The organism is Pseudomonas sp. AC169 (genome assembly GCF_979258515.1).
The window spans coordinates 2,745,861-2,764,697 of record NZ_OZ409866.1; the positions used below are offsets into that span (position 1 = coordinate 2,745,861).

Here is an 18,837-nt window from a genome sequence, read left to right on the forward strand (position 1 = left end):
CAGTTCCTGTTTTGAACTTTCCGACATACGGTCATTCCGGTTGCCATCATCCGACGCAGCACCACGTTTTGCTGTGATTCAAGACAAGAAGTTCTGGGAAATTCCTACCATGCGTTCGCCCCTGCTTTTCGCCGTACCCTTCGCTCTCGCCGCCTCTTTCGTACAAGCACAATCCTTACCAGAAGCCATGCAGCAGGCATTGGATGTCCATCCGGAAATCCAGGCAGGGGTCAACAGTCGTTTGGCCGCGGATTATCAGTTAAGAGCGGCAAAAGGTGGATACCTGCCGAAGGTCGATCTGCTCGGCGGTTATGGCCGTGAAGGCACCGACAGCGTCACCACCCGCGCCAATTCCGGTAACCACTACGAAACCCTGAACCGCAGCGAGTCAAGTTTACGTCTCTCGCAGATGGTCTTTGACGGTTTTGCGACGTCCAGCGAAGTCGGGCGTCAACAAGCCACCGTCAACTCCCGCGCCTACTCGCTGCTCGGCACTTCCGAGCGCACCGCGCTGACCGTCGCCCAGGTCTACCTGGATGTGCTGACCCGTCGTGAGTTCGTGCGTCTGGCTGAAGACAACCTCAAGAGCCACCAGCGCATCTACGACCAGATCCAGTTGCGCACCCAGCGTGGCGTCGGCAGCGGTGCCGACCTCGATCAGGCCGAAGCGCGGATGGCCCAGGCCCGCAACAACCTGATCACCGAGCAGACCAACCTCGCCGACTCGGAAACCAACTTCCTCAGCGCCGTCGGCCAGATGCCCGATCAGCTCGAGCGCCCAGCGCCGTTCATGGCGATGATGCCGGCCAACCTCAACGAAGCCCGTACGCAGATGCTGGAAAACAGCCCGATCCTGCGCTCGGCCGAGTCCGACATCGCCGCCGCCGAGAAGCAATACGAAACCGCCAAATCGACCTTCTACCCACGTTTCGACGCCGAACTGGGCCGCACCGCCGACAACGATCTTGATGGCCAGAACGGCCACAACAACGAATGGCAGGCGATGCTGCGGATGCGCTTCAACCTGTACTCCGGTGGCAGCAACAAGGCTGATCTGGAATCCAAGTCGTACCTGTCGAACCAGGCTTTGGATATTCGCAACAACGCCCTGCGTCAGTTGAACGAAGAGCTGGGCCTGGCCTGGAACGCCCTGAACAACGCTAACGCGCAAGTGCCGATCGCTCAGCAGTACGTCGACCACAGCACCTCGGTGCGCACCGCTTACCAGCGTCAGTTCAGCCTCGGCGAACGTACCTTGCTCGATTTGCTCGACAGCGAAAACGAGTTGTTCACCGCTTCGCGGCGTCTGGCGGAAATCAAAAACATTCAGTTATTTACTCAGTACCGAATCAAGGCGACCATGGGCGAGTTGCTCAGAAGCCAGGGAGTGGTCGCACCGTTGGCATCCGTTGTGCAGAACGACGTCAAGCCCAAGGTCCAGCTGCCTGGGATGAATTGAGTTATCCCTTTTCAACTGTCAAAGAGTGTCGAGCGTGGAATCAGAAGTCAGTCGAGTTCAACTCAGTCATGATCCACGCGCGTTGCACGACGATCCGTTACTGGACGGTCTGCTCGCCCTTTGCATGCTGCACCAGAAACCCGCCAGCGCGGCGATGCTGACCACCGGCCTGCCGCTGCCCAAACAACGCCTGAGTGTCGAGTTGCTGCCCCGCGCGGCGGCTCGCGCCGGCCTGCAAGGACGAGTGCTGCAACGCAAGCTGGAAGAAATTCCGGCGATCGCCATGCCAGCCTTGTTGCTGCTCAAGGATGGCCGCAGCGCCGTTCTGCTCGGCTGGCAGGGTGACAACGAAGCGCGGGTGCTGCTCAGCGAAAGCGATGGTGGCGAGTCCATCGTCAGCCGCGAACTGCTCGCCGACGACTACACCGGCAAAGTCTTCTTCGCTCAGCCGCAACACAAATTCGACGTCAACCACGGCACGCTGATTCCGCGTGCGCGTTCGTGGTTCCGCGACACCCTCAAACGTTCGCGCTGGCTGTATGCCGATGCGATCGCCGCGAGTTTCCTGATCAACATCATCGCCATGGCTGCACCGCTGTTCGTGATGAACGTCTACGACCGCGTGGTGCCGAACCAGGCTGAAGCGACCCTGTGGGTGCTCGCGCTGGGCATCACCGGCGCGTACATCTTCGACCTGGTCCTCAAAAGCCTGCGCAGCTTGTGCCTGGATCTGGCCGGGAAAAAAACCGACCTGATCATCTCCGCGACGCTGTTTGAACGCATCGTCGGCATGGCCATGAAGTACCGTCCTGCGCGGGTCGGCAGTTTTGCGCAGAACATCCACGAGTTTCAGAGCCTGCGCGACTTCCTCGCCTCGCTGACCCTGACCAGCCTGATCGACCTGCCGTTCACCATCCTGATCTTTATTGTCATCGCTATTCTCGGCGGGCATCTGGTGTGGATTCCGGTGTTGGCGTTCCCGATTGCATTGCTGATCGGCTACGCCCTGCAAAAGCCGCTGGTGGCCACCATGGAACGCACCATGGCCCTCGGCGCCGAGCGCCAGTCGAGCCTGATCGAAACCCTCGCCGGCCTCGATGCGGTCAAGGTCAACAACGCCGAAAGCGAACGTCAGTACCAGTGGGAACAGACCATCGGCACCCTCAGTCGCCTCGAGCTGCGGGTGAAAATGCTCTCCGGCCTGGCAATGAACATCACCCTGCTGATCCAGCAACTGGCCGGGGTGATCATGATCGTCTTCGGCGTGTACCAGATCATCGCCGGCAACCTGAGCATGGGCGGTCTGATCGCCTGCTACATGCTCAGTGGTCGTGCACTGAGCCCACTGGCCTCGCTGTCCGGTCTGCTCACGCGCTATCAACAGGCGCGGGTGACCATGACTTCGGTCGATCAGATGATGGAGTTGCCGCAAGAGCGCAATTTCGAAGAACGCCCGCTGAGCCGCAAGGTGTTGCAGGGTGCGATCGAATGCCGCCAGCTCAACTTCACCTACCCGGAGCAACAGAACCCGGCGCTGAAGAACATCAATCTGGTGATCCGTCCCGGCGAGAAAATCGGCATCATCGGCCGCAGCGGCTCGGGCAAAAGCTCCCTCGCCAAACTGCTGGTCGGCCTCTATCAGCCGGATGACGGCGCGTTGCTGGTCGACGGTGTGGATATCCGCCAGATCGACGTCAGTGAGCTGCGCTACAACATCGGCTACGTACCGCAAGACATCCAGCTGCTGGCCGGCACCCTGCGTGACAACCTGGTTTCCGGCGCACGTTATGTAGAAGACGAACTCGTCCTGCAAGCCGCCGAACTGGCCGGCGTCCACGAATTCGCCCGTCTGCACCCGCAAGGCTATGAGCTGCAAGTCGGCGAGCGTGGGCAAAACCTCTCCGGTGGCCAACGACAAAACGTCGCGCTGGCCCGAGCGCTGTTGCTCAATCCGCCGATCCTGTTGATGGACGAACCCACCAGCGCCATGGACAACACCGGTGAAGAACGTCTCAAGCAACGCCTCGCCGCCGTGATTGAAAACAAGACCGTGGTGCTGGTGACGCATCGGGCTTCACTGTTGTCGCTGGTGGATCGTCTGCTGGTGATCGACCGTGGACAAATTCTTGCCGATGGCCCGAAAGCCGCCGTGATGGAAGCGTTGAAGAAGGGGCAGATCAGTGTTGCTTAAGTCGGGTTTCAAGGATTCGATCCGTCGCTACTTCAAAGGCTCGGCATCGCTGCAGGGCCAGCCGCTGCCGGAGGTCAACAAAGCGCTGATCGAGGACGCCCCGCGCGTCGTGCGCCTGACCATCTGGGCGATCATCGGCTTCTTCGTGTTCCTCATGCTCTGGGCCAATTTCGCCGTGATCGACGAAGTGACCAAGGGCGACGGCAAAGCGATTCCGTCGTCGAAGATCCAGAAAATCCAGAACCTTGAGGGCGGGATTGTCTCCGAACTGTTCGTCAAGGAAGGACAGATCGTCGAAGCCGGCGCACCGCTGATTCGCCTCGACGATACGCGATTTGCCTCCAACGTCGGCGAAACCGAGGCCGATCGCCTGTCGATGCTGTTGCGCGTTGAGCGTCTGAGCGCTGAGGTCGATGACCGTCCGCTGAATTTCCCCGAGGACGTGCTCAAAGCCGTGCCCGGTCAGGTGAAAAGTGAAGAATCGCTGTACATCAGCCGCCGTCAGCAATTGCACGACGAGATTGGCGGGCTGCAGGAACAGTTGATTCAGCGTCAGCAGGAGCTGCGCGAATTCGCCTCCAAGCAAGCGCAGTATCGTCAGCAGCTCGGCTTGCAGCGCCAGGAAATCAACATGTCCGAGCCGCTGGTGGCGCAGGGCGCAGTGTCCCCGGTAGAAGTCTTGCGTCTGAAGCGTGCCGAGGTGGAAACACGCGGTCAGCTCGACGCCACCACGCTGGCCATCCCGCGCGCCGAATCGGCGATCAAGGAAGTGCAGCGCAAGATCGACGAGACACGCGGCAAATTCCGCAGCGAAGCGCTGACTCAGCTTAACGAGGCACGCACCGACCTGAACAAGGCCAGTGCTACCGGCAAGGCGCTGGAAGACCGCGTCAGCCGTACGCTGGTGACATCGCCGGTGCGCGGTATTGTCAACAAGTTGCTGGTCAACACCATCGGCGGCGTGATTCAGCCGGGCAGCGACATGGTCGAAATCGTACCGCTGGACGACACCTTGCTGGTCGAAGCGAAGATCCGTCCGCAGGACATTGCCTTCCTGCATCCGGGGCAGGAAGCGATCGTCAAATTCACCGCGTACGACTACACCATTTACGGCGGGCTGAAGGCGCAACTGGAGCAGATTGGCGCGGACACCATCACCGACGAAGACAAGAAAACCACGTATTACGTGATTAAGGTGCGCACTGAGCGCAGCCACTTGGGCACCGATGAAAAGCCGTTGCTGATCATTCCGGGGATGGTTGCGTCGGTGGACATCATTACCGGCAAGAAGTCGGTGTTGAGCTACCTGCTCAAGCCGATCATTCGCGCGCGGGCTGAGGCGTTGCACGAGCGCTAGATCTTCAGCGCTGCTGCCGGCCTCTTCGCGAGCAGGCTCGCTCCCACATTTGGATTTCTTTTGAACGCAGAATTTGTGTCCACTGAAGATCAACTGTGGGAGCGAGCCTGCTCGCGAAGGCGTCAGCGGGAACACCACATCCCCTGTCAGTAAGTGACAAAAACCGTCACTCACCATCCAGTCCATTCCTCACCATTCGCCATATCGTTATTCATTAACGGTATTTAATTTCCGATTCTTATAGCTATAAAGTCATCCCCCTGCGTACCTGCCGACCAATCGGCGCGCCGCACGACCTGAACCAACACGCAATCCAGCGTGAGTGTCTGATCGACGAGCGCGCCCGTGAGCGTGCCGTGCGTGGGAGATGGAAAGATGTCCGCAGCTACTGCTTCCCCAAGCGCCGCGACCGCCGCGCCGCAATCCTTTGAAATCCGTCCTTTCAGTGGTGCCGTCGGCGCCGAGATCATTGGCCTCGACCTCAGCCGGCCGATCAATGATCAGGACTTCGTGCGCATCCACCGCGCGCATCTGGATCACCACGTCGTGGTGTTCCGCGACCAGCAAATCACCCCGCAACAGCAGATCGACTTCAGCCGCCGCTTCGGTGTGTTGCAGATCCATGTGCTCAAGCAGTTTCTGCTGGCCGACCACCCGGAAATCCTCATCGTTTCCAACGTCATCGTAAACGGCCAGAACATCGGCCTCGGTGATGCCGGCAAGTTCTGGCACTCCGACCTCTCTTATAAAGAGCTGCCGAGCCTCGGTTCGATGCTCCACGCGCAGGAGTTGCCGTCCGAGGGTGGCGACACCCTGTTCGCCGATATGCACAAAGCCTGGGACAGCTTGCCCGAGGCCCTGCGCAAAGCTGTTGAAGGTCGTTCGGCCGCGCATTCCTACACCGCGCGCTACAGCGAAACCAAATTCGAAGGCAACTGGCGCCCGACCCTGACCCCGGAGCAACTCGCTCAAGTGGCGGAAGTGGTGCACCCGGTGGTGCGCACGCACCCGGAAAACGGCCGCAAAGCGTTGTTCGTCAGCGAAGGTTTCACCACGCGCATCGTCGGTTTGCCCGACGACGAGAGCCAGCAACTGCTGACCGAGCTTTATGCCCACAGCGTCTTGCCGCAAAACATCTACCGCCATCAGTGGCAGCCCCACGACCTGGTGTTCTGGGACAACCGTTCGCTGATCCATCTCGCCGCCGGCTGTCCCGCGCACCTGCGCCGCAAGCTGTATCGCACGACCATCCAGGGCGACGCGCCTTTCTGATTCAGCGGAGATTGATCAAAAAATGAACGCTCCCTTGCCAGGCCACGCGGCCAGCAACCCGGTCGCCCGCAGCGAAGCGCTGCTGGCCGTCGATCACGTCAGCCTCGAATACCGCACGCCGCAACGCGTGGTGCGCGCCACCCACCAGGTCAGTTTTGAAATCGATCCGGCCGATCGTTACGTGCTGCTCGGCCCGTCCGGTTGCGGCAAATCCACCTTGCTCAAAGCGGTGGCCGGCTTCATTCAACCGTGCGAAGGCGAGATCCGTCTGCAAGGCCAGCGCGTCGACGCGCCGGGGCCGGATCGGATCGTGGTGTTTCAGGAATTCGACCAACTGCCACCGTGGAAAACCGTCAAACAGAACGTGATGTTTCCGCTGCTTGCATCACGCACCCTGAAGAAAAAAGAGGCCGAAGAACGCGCACTGCACTATCTGGAAAAGGTCGGCCTCGCAGCGTTTGCCGATGCCTATCCGCACACCTTGTCCGGCGGCATGAAGGCACGGGTGGCGATTGCCCGGGCGTTGGCGATGCAGCCAAAAATCCTGCTGATGGACGAACCGTTCGCAGCACTCGATGCACTGACCCGACGCAAGATGCAGGAAGAATTGCTACTGCTTTGGGAAGAAGTGCGCTTCACCTTGCTGTTCGTCACCCACTCGATTGAAGAGGCGCTAGTGGTCGGCAATCGCATTTTGCTGCTGTCGCCGCATCCGGGCCGGGTGCGCGCCGAAGTACACAGCCATCAATACGATCTGCACAGCCTCGGCGGCGTGGCGTTTCAGGAGTCGGCGCGGCGCATTCATCGTCTGCTGTTCGACGAAGGCCAGTCGCCGGAAACCGAGCGGGACCACGACTTCAACGACATTCGCATCGCCTATTGAGCGGCCAGGAGGACTACCCGATGAGCCATTTATCATCCGTGCGTGAAGAATTCGAAGTTGTGCTGGAGCCGTTGACCGAAGTGCCGGTCGAGCGAGAGTTATCCCTAGGCACGCGACTGTGGCAACAGGGCTGGCTGCGTAAAGGCCTGATCCTGATTGTGCTCGCAGTCGTGTGGGAAGTGGTCGCGCGGATTCAGAATAACGACCTGATGCTGCCGAGTTTCCTGCAGACCAGCCATGCGCTGTTCGATGGCTTGCTCAGCGGTGAACTGCTGGCCAAGGTATGGATATCGCTGGTGGTGCTGATCAAGGGGTATCTGATCGGCATTGTCTTGGCGTTTGCCCTGACCACGTTGGCGGTGTCGACGCAGTTGGGTCGTGATCTGCTGAGCACGATGACCTCGATGTTCAACCCGCTGCCGGCGATTGCCCTGTTGCCGCTGGCGTTGCTGTGGTTTGGCCTGGGGCAGAACAGCCTGATTTTTGTGCTGGTGCATTCGGTGTTGTGGGCGCTGGCGCTGAACACTTACGCGGGGTTTCTCGGCGTTTCTGAAACGCTGCGCATGGCCGGGCGCAATTACGGTTTGAAGGGTCTGCGGTTGGTACTGTTCATTCTGATCCCGGCGGCGCTGCCGTCGATTCTGGCCGGGCTGAAGATTGGCTGGGCGTTTGCCTGGCGCACGTTGATCGCGGCGGAACTGGTGTTTGGCGCGACCAGTGGCAAGGGTGGGCTGGGTTGGTACATCTTTCAGAATCGTAATGAGCTGTATACCGACAAGGTGTTTGCGGGGTTGGCGGTGGTGATTCTGATTGGCTTGCTGGTGGAGAATCTGGTGTTCGATACGCTGGAGCGGGTGACTGTTAAGCGGTGGGGTATGCAGCGCTGACCTGAAGAGATCGCAGCCTTCGGCAGCTCCTACATGGAATGCGATCCCCTGTAGGAGCTGCCGAAGGCTGCGATCTTTTGATCTGCTAGCATTGCACCAAGATCAATCCTGATCGGCCACGAGTGCTCAGCATGCAACTCCCGGACATGAACCTTTTGGTCGCCCTCGACGCGTTGCTCGACGAGGGCAGTGTGGTCGGCGCTGCGCGGCGGATGAACCTCAGCCCGGCCGCCATGAGCCGCACGCTGACGCGAATCCGCGAAGCCATCGGCGATCCGATCCTCGTGCGGGCCGGTCGTGGCCTGGTGCCGACCCCCAAGGCGCTTGAGTTGCGCGAGCAAGTCCGCGATGTGGTCGAGCAAGCCGCGCTGCTGTTCCGCTCTGCCGACAGCGTGGAGCTGGGCACGCTGCGGCGGCGCTTCAGCATCCGCGCCAACGACTTCTTCATCGGCGTCTACGGCGGCAAGCTGTTCGACACCCTCGATCAACTGGCGCCGCACTGCGAGCTGCGCTTCGTCCCGGAAGGCGATGGCGACGATGAGGCTCTGCGCGAGGGCCGCATCGATCTGAGCGTCAGCAACACCCGGCCCGTCACCCCTGAAGTCAAAGTGCAGAACCTGTTTTCCACGCATTTCGTTGGCTTGGTGCGTGAGGACCATCCGTTGCTGAATGGCGAAATCACTGCCGAACGCTACGCCGGGTTCTCCCATATCAGCATGTCGCGTCGTGGCATTGCCCGTGGCCCGATTGATACCGCGCTGAATGCGCTGGGCCTGGAGCGGCGCGTGGCGGTGATCGCGCCGAGTTTCCATGCGGCGATGTTCGCGCTGCCGGATTCCGACCTGATCTTGCCGGTGCCCAAGGAAGCGCTGCTCAGCGTGCGTCGGCTCGGCTTGAAGCTGCGCTCGTTCGACCTGCCGATTCCATTGCCAACCCTGATGCTGACCCAGGCCTGGCACCCGCGCTTCGACAAGGATCCGGCGCATCGCTGGCTGCGTGAAACCCTAAAGACCTGCTGCGACGAAACGTGGTTGGCGGCACAGCCCTGAAGATCAAAAGATCGCAGCCTTCGGCAGCTCCTACATTGAAATGCATATCCCTGTAGGAGCTGCCGAAGGCTGCGATCTTTTGCTTTAATGATTGCGTCTGACGCACTTATAACCTGCCAATAAGTCAATTTTCGTCATTGCCAAGCCCGACTAAGATGCTCCGGTATTTTTCCCTTCGGAGTGTGTATTCATGACATCCCTGACGGCGGCAGCGCCCATCGCTGCGGCCAGCCCGGCAAAGGCGATCACGCCACCGGTGTTCGGGGCGCGGATCATCATCGGCCTGGTCGGCGTATTGCTGGCGGTGCTGGTGTCGGGCCTTAACGAGATGGTCACCAAAGTGGCCCTGGCCGACATCCGTGGCGGGTTGAACATCGGTTACGACGAAGGCACCTGGCTGGTCGCCAGCTACACCGCCACCTCGGTCGCGGCCATGGCTTTTGCGCCGTGGTGTTCGGTGACCTTCTCGCTGCGCCGCTTCACCCTCTGCGCAATCGGTCTGTTCACCTTGCTCGGCGTGCTCTGCCCGTTCGCGCCGAACTACGAAAGCCTGCTGTTGATGCGCATCCTGCAAGGTCTGGCCGGCGGCGCGTTACCGCCGATGCTAATGACCGTCGCGCTGCGCTTTTTGCCGGCCAACATCAAACTTTACGGCCTGGCCGGTTATGCGCTGACGGCGACGTTCGGCCCGGGCCTCGGTACGCCACTGGCCGGATTGTGGACCGAGTACGTCGGCTGGCAATGGACGTTCTGGCAGATCATCGTGCCATGCCTGATCGCCATGGCCGCTGTGGCGTATGGCTTGCCGCAGGATCCACTGCGTCTGGAGCGCCTCAAGTCGTTCAACTGGAAAGGCCTGCTGCTGGGCTTTCCGGCGATCTGCATGCTGGTGATCGGCTTGTTGCAGGGCAATCGACTGGACTGGTTCGAGTCGAGCCTGATCTGTGGATTGCTCGGCGCCGGTTCGCTGCTGCTGGTGGCGTTTCTGATCAACGAGTGGTCGCAGCCGATTCCGTTTTTCAAATTGCAGATGCTCGGTATTCGCAACCTGTCGTTCGCCTTGATGACGTTGGCCGGTGTGCTGGTCGTTCTGCAGGCGGTGGTGTTGATTCCGTCGAGTTATCTGGCGCAGGTGCAGGGTTATCGGCCGGCGCAGACTGCCCCGATCATGCTGATCGCCGCATTGCCGCAACTGATTGCGCTGCCGTTGGTGGCAGCGTTGTGCAACCTGCGCTGGGTCGATTGCCGCTGGGTGCTTGGCATCGGTTTGAGCATGCTGACGCTGTCCTGCCTGGGCGGATCGCTGCTGACTTCGGAATGGATTCGCGACAATTTCTACGTCCTGCAATGGCTGCAGATCTTCGGTCAACCGATGTCGGTGTTGCCGCTGTTGATGTTGTCCACTGGCAGCATCCAACCGCAGGACGGGCCGTTCGCCTCCGCGTGGTTCAACACGGTGAAAGGCTTGGCAGCCGTGGTCGCTACCGGCGTGATCGAAGCGCTGACCACCGCGCGTCTGCATTTCCACTCGACCATGTTGGTCGACAGCCTCGGCAATTCGCCGCTGGCCGACCGCAGCGATCCGGGCCTCGCCCATCGCCTGCACGAACAGGCCGTGGTGCTGACCGCATCCGATCTTTATGTGTGCATGGCTGGCGTCGCCGTGGCGCTGATCCTGCTGATTTTCTGGCTGCCGACGCGGATCTTTCCGCCCCGCGCGCCGACCTGATTGCTGCACTGAACAATGAAGGTTTTTATGACGACTCAAGCAAAGCAAAAACTCGCGGTAGCCATCGCCGCCGCACTGGCGGTCGGCGTGCTGGTTTATCTGGCGCTGCCCGGCGTGTTTGGCAAACGGACCCAGCAAAATACCAACGACGCTTTCGTCTCCGCCGACTACACCTTGGTGGTACCGCGTGTGGCCGGTTTCATCAAGGAGGTGCTGGTGGAAGACAACCAGCAGGTGAAGGCTGGGCAATTGCTGGCGCTGATCGATGATCGCGACTTGCGTGCCTCGGCGGAAGCGGCGGATGCGCAAACGCTGGTGGCGCGTGCGCAATTGCAGAACGCCAAAGCGACGCTGGAACGCCAGACCTCGGTGATCGCCCAGGCGCAAGCCTCGGTGGTGTCGGCCAAGGCTGAAATGGCCTTTGCTCAGCAGGAATTGAATCGCTACAACCACTTGGCGGGCGTAGGCGCCGGAACCGTGCAAAACGCGCAACAGGCGCGCACGCGCATCGATCAGGCCACGGCGCATCTCGACACCGCTACCGCGAAACTGGCGGCAGAGCGCAAGCAAGTCGATATCCTCACCGCTCAACGTGACGCCGCCGAAGGCAGCCTGAAACACGCACAAGCGGCACTGGAAATCGCCAGTTTCGAACTCTCCTACACGCGCATCACTGCGCCGCAGGACGGCATGATCGGCGAACGGGCCGTGCGCGTCGGTGCCTATGTGACGCCGGGTAGCAAGCTGCTGGCGGTGGTGCCGCTGAAGCAGGCTTATGTAGTGGCGAATTTTCAGGAGACGCAACTGACTGACGTGCAGCCGGGTCAGGAAGTGCAGGTCCGTGTCGACAGCCTCGGCGGCGAGGCGTTGAGTGGTCGCGTCGAAAGTATTGCCCCGGCGACCGGTGTGACTTTTGCGGCGGTGAAACCGGACAACGCCACCGGCAACTTCACCAAGGTGGTGCAGCGGATTCCGGTGAAAATCATGCTCGATCCGGGTCAGCCGCTGGCCGAACGGTTGCGCGTGGGGATGTCGGTGGAGGCGAGTATCGATACGCGCAGTTCGGCGACGTCGGTGCGTGAGGTGACTCAGCGATGAGCCGTGTTGAATCGACTGGCGCCTTCGCGAGCAAGCTCGCTCCCACATTGGACCTCGGCACCACCACAAATCCCCTGTGGGAGCGAGCCTGCTCGCGAAGAGGCCAATGGCAGCAAATCACCTTGAGTGCCTTGCTCGCAGTGAGTCTCACCGCCTGCACTGTCGGCCCCGACTTCCAAAAGCCTGAAGCCACGCAAATCACCGACTGGGCCAAACCCGCTAAGTCCGCCCCGAGTCAGGCCGTCAGCGAACCCCTGAACGAACGCTGGTGGGAAGTCTTTCACGACGCGCAACTCTCGGCGCTGACTCAGCGTGCAGTGCAGAGCAACCTCGATCTGCAACTGGCCAGCAGCCGTCTGCAACAAAGCCGCGCCGCTCGCCAGGTCATCACCGCCGACCGCTATCCAAACACTGCGGCCACCGGCAGCTATGCGCGCGAACGCAACAGCGGCAAAGGCCTGAGCGACCCGTCCGGACACAACGGCGATTCCGCCTTCAACCTGTGGGACGCCGGATTCTCCGCCTCATGGGAACTGGATTTCTGGGGCCGCGTGCGCCGTGAAACCGAAGCTGCCGATGCCAACCTCGAAGTCGCCGAAAACGACCGTCGCGGGGTGTTGCTGGCGGTGCTTGCCGACACGGCGCAAAACTACATTCAACTGCGCGGCGTGCAGAACACCCGCGCGGTCACCGAGCAGAACCTCGATGTCGCCCGGCACAGCCTGAAACTCTCGCAACTACGACTGGCCGATGGCGTGGCGACTGACCTCGACGTCGCTGAAGCCGCCGCGCAAGTCGCGGCCATCGAATCGCGCCTGCCCGCGCTGGAACAACGTCAGTCGCAACTGATCAACGCAATCAGCCTGCTGATGGGCGAGCCGCCACAGGCCCTCGCGAAAGAGTTAGCCACAGACGCCGCCGTACCGCAGTCGCCGCTGCAAGTCGCCATCGGCCTGCCGTCGCAACTGGCCGTGCGTCGTCCGGACATCCGTCAGGCTGAAGCGCGCCTGCACGCCGCTACTGCCAATATCGGCGTGGCCAAAGGCGATTTCTATCCGCGCATTACCCTGTCCGGCAACCTCGGCTCGCAAGCCATGCAACTCAGCGATTTTGGTTCCTGGGGTTCTCGCGCCTTCGGAATCGGCCCGCAATTCAGCTTGCCGCTGTTCGACGGTGGACGCCTTCGCGGCATGCTGCAACTGCGTGAAGCGCAACAGCAGGAAGCCGCCGTCGCCTACCAGCAAACCGTACTGCGTGCCTGGCACGAAATCGACGATCAACTGACCGCCTACAACGCCAGTCAGCGCCGCCGCGACAGCCTCGCCGAAGCCGTTCGCCAGAACCAGATCGCCCTGCGCACCGCGCAACAGCAATATGTCGAAGGCGTGGTCGATTTCGTCAACGTCCTCACCGTGCAAAGCGCGCTGCTGGCCACGCAGGAACAGTGGGTGGAGAGTTCGACCGGCGTTTCGTTGGCGATGGTCGGGTTGTACAAGGCGTTGGGTGGGGGATGGGAGTCGGTGTATCCGGTGGGCCAAATGGCTACCAATAATCCGGTTTGATCGCTGGTTTTTTGTGAGTAGCTACTCGGTTTGGAAACTGATGAAGTCTCAGCTCTTCAGTCGAAATAACGCGTCTCAACCAGTTTGAGTTGTCTTTCAATGAGCCTGGGGGAGGGCGGATAGATCCGGTCCGATGAGGAAGGATCACCCCAATGATCAGGGCAGGAAAATCTGTTCGGAGCGCCTTCAGAGCAGGTGTCATGTCGGTATCACTGGAAACCAGAATGATTTGATCAATGCGCCCCGCACCTTCGGACATTGTTTGCCGGCTTGCAGTGCGATACATGCTGATTGCTATATGCACATCGGTTTCTTTTTCTTCCAGTTTCCAGATATCGACTTTGTCCTGACGTGACGCATGGGTGTTCCTATCTATAAACCTTGGTGCTTTGGCTGGCTCTAATTGATGCCGTCCGAAATGCACGGTGACTTTGCTCGCTCGCAATGCCCTTATGTACGCATCTTGTGCTTCCTTGGAAACGCGGCCGCGAGTTGCCAACTGGGGTTTGATTGGAGAAGTGAAGTAGTCAATCGAGACTATTGAGCTCTGAGGGTTTTCGATGAGGGCAATATGCGTCAGCAGGCTGTGCAAGTTCAGCCATTTATAGGGTGTGCCAGCGAGCAAGCCGTAAAACAGGTTGTAGCCATCAACAAAAAATGCGGTGCGCACAAAAAATCCTCAGAAACGAAAAAACCGGCCTAAGCCGGTTTTTTCATCCCCAACTGCCAGCGAACTGAATCGCTACGTACGGGGTTGAGTAAGGCAATCCTAGATTGAGTGCGTCATGCAGGTCAATCACCAAATAATTGCGGGCTCACTCCACTGGTTTATTTCCAGCACCGGCTTGCCAGTTTTGGCTACCAATGCCGACTAGGGTCAAGCCATTTAAGGGCGCCAATATTAGAAGTTGTTGCAGAAAGAGGTACATTCGGCCCGCGTTTACTTCCATAGGTAGCCTGTCTATCGCCGTTTTCGCAGTGAGCAATCGGTAGTATCCCCAACTCGTGTAGGACGCCGGAATTTGCCTACATCTCTTAAACGGTCATTGAGCGGCTTTCTCTTTTGAAACATTACATTTCCATGGAGTGATGGCCTTTCGCTTGACGCTAACCCCCGCTGTCGTAGACTCCGCACATCCGTCAGGGAGTAGCGGTTATGCAGCGTTTTCGTGGTTGGGTTGTCGGATTGACCTTAGTAACGTGTGCGGTTCAGGCGCAAACGCCCGGGCCAGACGATCCGCTGCTGGATAACCCGGCATCCGGGGCGACCGCCGCGAGCAGTGAGGCGCGGGGGGTGTTGCGCGCGCGCGATCAGGCGACGCTGGCCAGTGAGCTTTCCGGGCGGATTGTCGAGTTGCCGTTCAGTGAGGGCGAGTCGTTCAAGAAGGGCGATACGCTGGCGAAGTTCGATTGCTCGGCCTATCAGGCCCAGCTCAATGCTGCGCAGGCGGCCAGTCGCGGTGCCGGTGAAGAGCTGGCGCACAACAAGCAGTTGGCTGCACTCAATTCCGTCGGGCGTTTCGAAGTGGCGCGGGCCGAGGCCAAGGTCAGCGAAACCCAGGCGCAATCCCAGGTGTACCAAGTGCAGGTCAAGCGCTGCAGCGTGGTCGCGCCGTTCGATGGACAAGTGGTCGAGCGCAAAGTGCAGCGCTATGAAAGCGTGCCGGCCGGCGCGCCGCTGCTCGATGTCGTCGATAACCGCACCCTGGAAATTCATTTGCTGGTGCCATCGCGCTGGATGGCCAGACTCAAGCCCGGCCAGACCTTCAGCTTCGTTCCTGATGAAACCGGCCAGCCGATCGACGCCACGGTCAAACGCCTCGGCGCGCGCATCGATGAGGGCAGTCAGACCCTGTTGCTGGTCGCCACACTTCCTGAAGCCAAAGGTTTGCTGGCCGGCATGAGCGGCACCGCGCGTTTCCCGGTGCTTAAGTGAACGCCCCGGTGAGCGGCGGTGCCGAGCAGGTGTTCGCGCGGTTTCTCGACCTTGAACGCCAGACCCGCGCCGCCAGTGATGCCGCGCAACTGGCCTACAGTCTGGTCAATGACGGCCAGTCGTTGTTTGGCTTTCGCCATGCCGCGTTGTTGATCGCCGGCAAGGTACAAGCCGTGACCGGCATCAGTGCGGTCGAGCCCAATGCGCCGTTCGTGGCGTTCGTCGAGCAGGCCGTGGCGCAGTTGTTCAAGCAGGATGTGCTGAAACAGGCGCGGGTGATCGCGCCGGAACTACTCAGCGAATCGATCCAGGCCGACTGGCGCAGTCTGTCCGCTGCGCAGGTGTTCTGGTTACCGCTGGTTGATCGCGACGCGCAGGTATTTGGCGGTTTATGGCTGGCCCGCGATGTGCCGTGGAACCCTTCCGAACAAGTCTTGTTGTCGCAATTGGGCGATACCTACAGCCACGCCTGGCTGGCGCTGCAACCCCGCAAACCGTGGCGGCTGCGCTGGACCCGTAAACGTCAGGTGGCGTTGCTCGCGGTGCTGTTGCTCGGGCTGTTGATCCCGGTGCGCCAATCGGTGCTGGCTCCGGCTGAGGTGGTGCCACTGGGCGGCCGCGTGGTGGCGGCGCCGCTGGACGGGGTGATCGCCGAGTTTCTGGTCAAACCCAATCAAACGGTGAAAACCGGCGATGTGCTGGTGCGTTTCGAAAGCACCACACTCAAGGCGCAGGCCGATGTCGCCGAACGTGCGCTGGGGGTGGCCGAAGCTGAGCTGAAGTCCAATTCCCAGCGCTCGTTTGCCGATGCCGAGTCGAGTGCAAAAGTCGACTTGCTTGCCGCCCGTGCCGAGCAGAAACGCGCCGAGCGCGACTACGCCCGCGAGTTGCTCAAGCGCAGCGAAGTGCGCGCCGAGCGCGACGGCATTGCGGTGTTCGCCGACGCCGAGCGTTTGACCGGCAAACCGGTGCAGACCGGCGAGCGCCTGATGGACATCGCCGATCCAGGCCAGGCTGAACTGCGCATCGAACTGGCGGTGGGCGATGCGATCTCGTTGGAGCCCGGCGCCGAAGTGGCGTTGTTTCTCGACAGCGATCCGCTGAAGCGCCATCTCGCCACACTGGAACGCTCGGCGTACGAGGCGCAGCCGACGGCGGGCGGGCAACTGGCCTATCGGCTCGACGCCAATTTTACCGAGGCGCCGCCGCGTATCGGCCTGCGCGGCACAGCGAAAATCTTCGGTGATCGCGCGCCACTGGCGTTGTACCTGCTGCGTCGGCCACTGGCCGGTTTGCGCCAGAGCGTGGGCCTCTAAATGAACCTGCCGAGCCTGCGTGCCGACCTGCAATTGTCGCCCGCGGCGCCGGCCTTGGACGGTTCGCCGCGCTGGACCCTCGCCGATCCGGTGCGCGGCCGTTACTTCAAGCTCGGCGCGGCGGCGATGCGTCTGTTGCGCCACTGGTCCCTGGGTGACGCCGAGCAAGTCTTGCGCGCAGCCAATCGTGAGCCGGGCTTGCCGCTGGACGGCACGGAGCTTGAGCAGTTGCTGGAATTTCTTCGCGGCCACGATTTGATCTCTGCGCTCGACGATCAACAGCGCGCCAGCTACCGCCTCAAGGCCTTGGCGCAAAAGCAAAGCCTGTGGCAAATCCTCCTGCATCAATATCTGTTCTTCCGCATACCGCTGTGGCGCCCGGACGCATTTCTCAATCGCGCGTGGCCGTGGCTGGAGCGCTTCGGCCCGCGCCTGCTGCGCTACGGTTTGCCGGCGACCTTGGCGCTGGGCGTGTTTCTGGTCTCGCGCGACTGGCAGCGTTTTGTCGGGACGTTTCCGCACCTGTTCAGCCTCGGCGGCGCATTGGCGTTTGGCGTGGCGTTGTTCTTTGCCAAGCTCTGTCACGAATTCGGCCATGCGTTCATGGCCAAGCGCGCCGGGTGTCGAGTGCAGAGCATGGGCGTGGCGTTCATGGTTTTGCTACCGATGTTCTATACCGATGTCAGCGATGCCTGGCGAGTCAATGATCGCCGCGCGCGATTGCTGATCGGTGCCGGCGGTGTGCTCGCGGAATTGCTGTTGGCGTGTCTTGCGCTACTCGCATGGTCGTTGCTGCCAGATGGGCCGGGACGCACGGCGGCGTTCATGCTCGCCAGCGCCACGTGGATCACCACGCTGGTGGTCAACCTCAATCCGTTCATGCGTTTTGATGGTTATTTTCTGATCAGTGATTTCTGGGAAGTCGACAATTTGCAGGGTCGCGCATTTGCGCTGTGTCGCTGGCGCCTGCGTGAATTTTTGTTCGGTTATGGCGCCCCGGCGCCGGAGCCGTGGTCGCCGAAGATGCAACGGCGTTTGCTGATCTGGGGGTATGGCTCATGGTTGTGGCGTGCGGCGTTGTTTTTCGGGATCGCGCTGGCGGTCTATCACCTGTTCTTCAAGGTATTGGGGATCTTCCTGATGCTGGTGGAACTGGTGTGGTTCATTTTTCTGCCGATCATGCGTGAGTGGCGCCAGTGGTGGAGTCGCCGCGAACAGGCGCACGGCCCGCGCGTGTTGCTCAGTGCGCTGGCGCTGCTCGGGTTGTTGCTGGTGCTGATCGTGCCGTGGCGCAGCTCGGTGGAATTGCCGACGATGCTTGAGGCCGGGCGCGCCAGTGCCCTGCACGCGCCGACGGCGGCGCGGGTCAAAGCAGTGAACGTGGCGGACGGGCAGAAAGTCGCTCAGGGCGATGTGCTGATTGAACTGGAATCGCCGGATCTCGAATCGCGACTGGCGATCGTGCGTCGGGAAATCCAGATCCAGCAGTTGCTGATGCGCCGCCAGGCCAGTCGCAGCGAAACCGCTGCCGATGCCGGCATTGTCGAGCAGCGGCTGGCAGAGGCGGTCGCCGAGTACCGTGGGCTGACGGCGCAACGCGAGCGCCTGTTGTTGCGCGCACCGCAGGCCGGCAGCGTGCGTGACCTGCTGCCGAACATGACGGTCGGGCGCTGGTTGTCGACCCGCGATGCGCTGGCCCGAGTGGTCGAGGACGGCGCACGCCTGCGCGGTTATCTCGCCGAGGCCGAGTTGTGGCGAGTCAAACCCGGCGCCAGCGGCCGCTTCATCGCCGATGACCCGATGCACCCGGCGCTGGCCGTGCAGCTGAATGAAATCGACACCAACGGCGTGGCCTACGTCGATCAGGAGGCGCTGACCTCCGATCATCACGGGCCGATTGCCGTGCGCCGCGATCAACAACAGCGTGCGGAACCGGTGCAGGCGCAATACGGCGCGCGGCTCAGCGTGCTCGATACGGCGCCGACACCGGTGCAACCGTTGCGCGGCGTGGTGGTGTTGCAGGGCAGCGGCGAGTCGCTGCTCGGCGTAGTCTGGCGACGAATGGCGGCGCTGGGAGTCAGGGAAAGCGGTTTCTAAC

At 61.0% G+C, this 18,837-nt stretch carries 14 protein-coding genes; 13 read left to right on the plus strand and 1 reads right to left on the minus strand.

The genetic code is table 11. The features are described 5' to 3' along the window. The first annotated feature begins 109 nt into the window (after positions 1-109). From ACZZ0G_RS12480 to ACZZ0G_RS12525, 10 genes are all read left to right on the plus strand, one after another. Positions 110-1,459 carry a TolC family outer membrane protein gene (locus ACZZ0G_RS12480; RefSeq protein ID WP_463556323.1) on the plus strand — a complete coding sequence of 450 codons (1,350 nt, stop codon included), beginning with the start codon at positions 110-112 and terminating at the stop codon, positions 1,457-1,459. Positions 1,460-1,493: 34 nt separating this feature from the next. Beyond that, a complete protein-coding gene (locus ACZZ0G_RS12485) occupies positions 1,494-3,650 on the plus strand; it encodes a type I secretion system permease/ATPase (protein WP_463556324.1) in 2,157 nt (718 codons plus the stop codon). Continuing rightward, positions 3,640-5,007, plus strand: coding sequence for an HlyD family type I secretion periplasmic adaptor subunit (locus tag ACZZ0G_RS12490; RefSeq protein WP_463556325.1), 1,368 nt, complete (start codon positions 3,640-3,642; stop codon positions 5,005-5,007). The genes ACZZ0G_RS12485 and ACZZ0G_RS12490 overlap by 11 nt, the downstream gene beginning before the upstream one ends. A gap of 375 nt (positions 5,008-5,382) precedes the next feature. Continuing rightward, positions 5,383-6,279 (plus strand): TauD/TfdA dioxygenase family protein, encoded by an 897-nt coding sequence (locus ACZZ0G_RS12495; RefSeq protein ID WP_463556326.1) that lies wholly within the window; start codon positions 5,383-5,385, stop codon positions 6,277-6,279. A 22-nt stretch (positions 6,280-6,301) separates the two neighbouring features. Further along, the gene (locus tag ACZZ0G_RS12500; protein WP_158834421.1) at positions 6,302-7,162 is read left to right on the plus strand and encodes an ABC transporter ATP-binding protein; all 861 of its coding nucleotides are present in this window, start codon (positions 6,302-6,304) and stop codon (positions 7,160-7,162) included. A 20-nt stretch (positions 7,163-7,182) separates the two neighbouring features. After that, positions 7,183-8,049 carry an ABC transporter permease gene (locus tag ACZZ0G_RS12505; protein WP_463556327.1) on the plus strand — a complete coding sequence of 289 codons (867 nt, stop codon included), beginning with the start codon at positions 7,183-7,185 and terminating at the stop codon, positions 8,047-8,049. A 131-nt stretch (positions 8,050-8,180) separates the two neighbouring features. Next, positions 8,181-9,098 (plus strand): LysR family transcriptional regulator, encoded by a 918-nt coding sequence (locus tag ACZZ0G_RS12510; RefSeq protein WP_463556328.1) that lies wholly within the window; start codon positions 8,181-8,183, stop codon positions 9,096-9,098. Positions 9,099-9,288: 190 nt separating this feature from the next. Next, entirely contained in the window at positions 9,289-10,827 is a 1,539-nt protein-coding gene (locus ACZZ0G_RS12515; RefSeq protein ID WP_463556329.1) for an MFS transporter, read from the plus strand. Positions 10,828-10,854: 27 nt separating this feature from the next. Then, on the plus strand, positions 10,855-11,925 hold the full coding sequence (locus ACZZ0G_RS12520; RefSeq protein WP_463556330.1) for an HlyD family secretion protein: 1,071 nt from the start codon (positions 10,855-10,857) through the stop codon (positions 11,923-11,925). After that, positions 11,922-13,487: an efflux transporter outer membrane subunit gene (locus tag ACZZ0G_RS12525; protein WP_463556331.1), complete on the plus strand. Its 1,566-nt coding sequence runs from the start codon at positions 11,922-11,924 to the stop codon at positions 13,485-13,487. The genes ACZZ0G_RS12520 and ACZZ0G_RS12525 overlap by 4 nt, the downstream gene beginning before the upstream one ends. Here ACZZ0G_RS12525 and ACZZ0G_RS12530 read toward each other — a convergent pair. Beyond that, on the minus strand, positions 13,468-14,157 hold the full coding sequence (locus ACZZ0G_RS12530; protein ID WP_463556332.1) for an NYN domain-containing protein: 690 nt from the start codon (positions 14,155-14,157) through the stop codon (positions 13,468-13,470). The two genes, ACZZ0G_RS12525 and ACZZ0G_RS12530, sit on opposite strands and share 20 nt — an antisense overlap. A 486-nt stretch (positions 14,158-14,643) precedes the next feature. On the opposite strand from ACZZ0G_RS12530, the gene ACZZ0G_RS12535 reads away from it, so the two are divergent. The 3 genes from ACZZ0G_RS12535 to ACZZ0G_RS12545 are packed head-to-tail and all read left to right on the plus strand — an operon-like array spanning position 14,644 to position 18,836. Further along, a complete protein-coding gene (locus ACZZ0G_RS12535) occupies positions 14,644-15,423 on the plus strand; it encodes an efflux RND transporter periplasmic adaptor subunit (RefSeq protein WP_463556333.1) in 780 nt (259 codons plus the stop codon). Beyond that, complete coding sequence (locus tag ACZZ0G_RS12540) at positions 15,420-16,739, plus strand: efflux RND transporter periplasmic adaptor subunit (RefSeq protein WP_463556334.1); 1,320 nt, start codon at positions 15,420-15,422, stop codon at positions 16,737-16,739. Before ACZZ0G_RS12535 ends, ACZZ0G_RS12540 begins: the two co-directional genes overlap by 4 nt. Further along, positions 16,740-18,836, plus strand: coding sequence for an efflux RND transporter periplasmic adaptor subunit (locus ACZZ0G_RS12545; RefSeq protein ID WP_463556335.1), 2,097 nt, complete (start codon positions 16,740-16,742; stop codon positions 18,834-18,836). The last annotated feature ends 1 nt before the right edge of the window (position 18,837 follow it).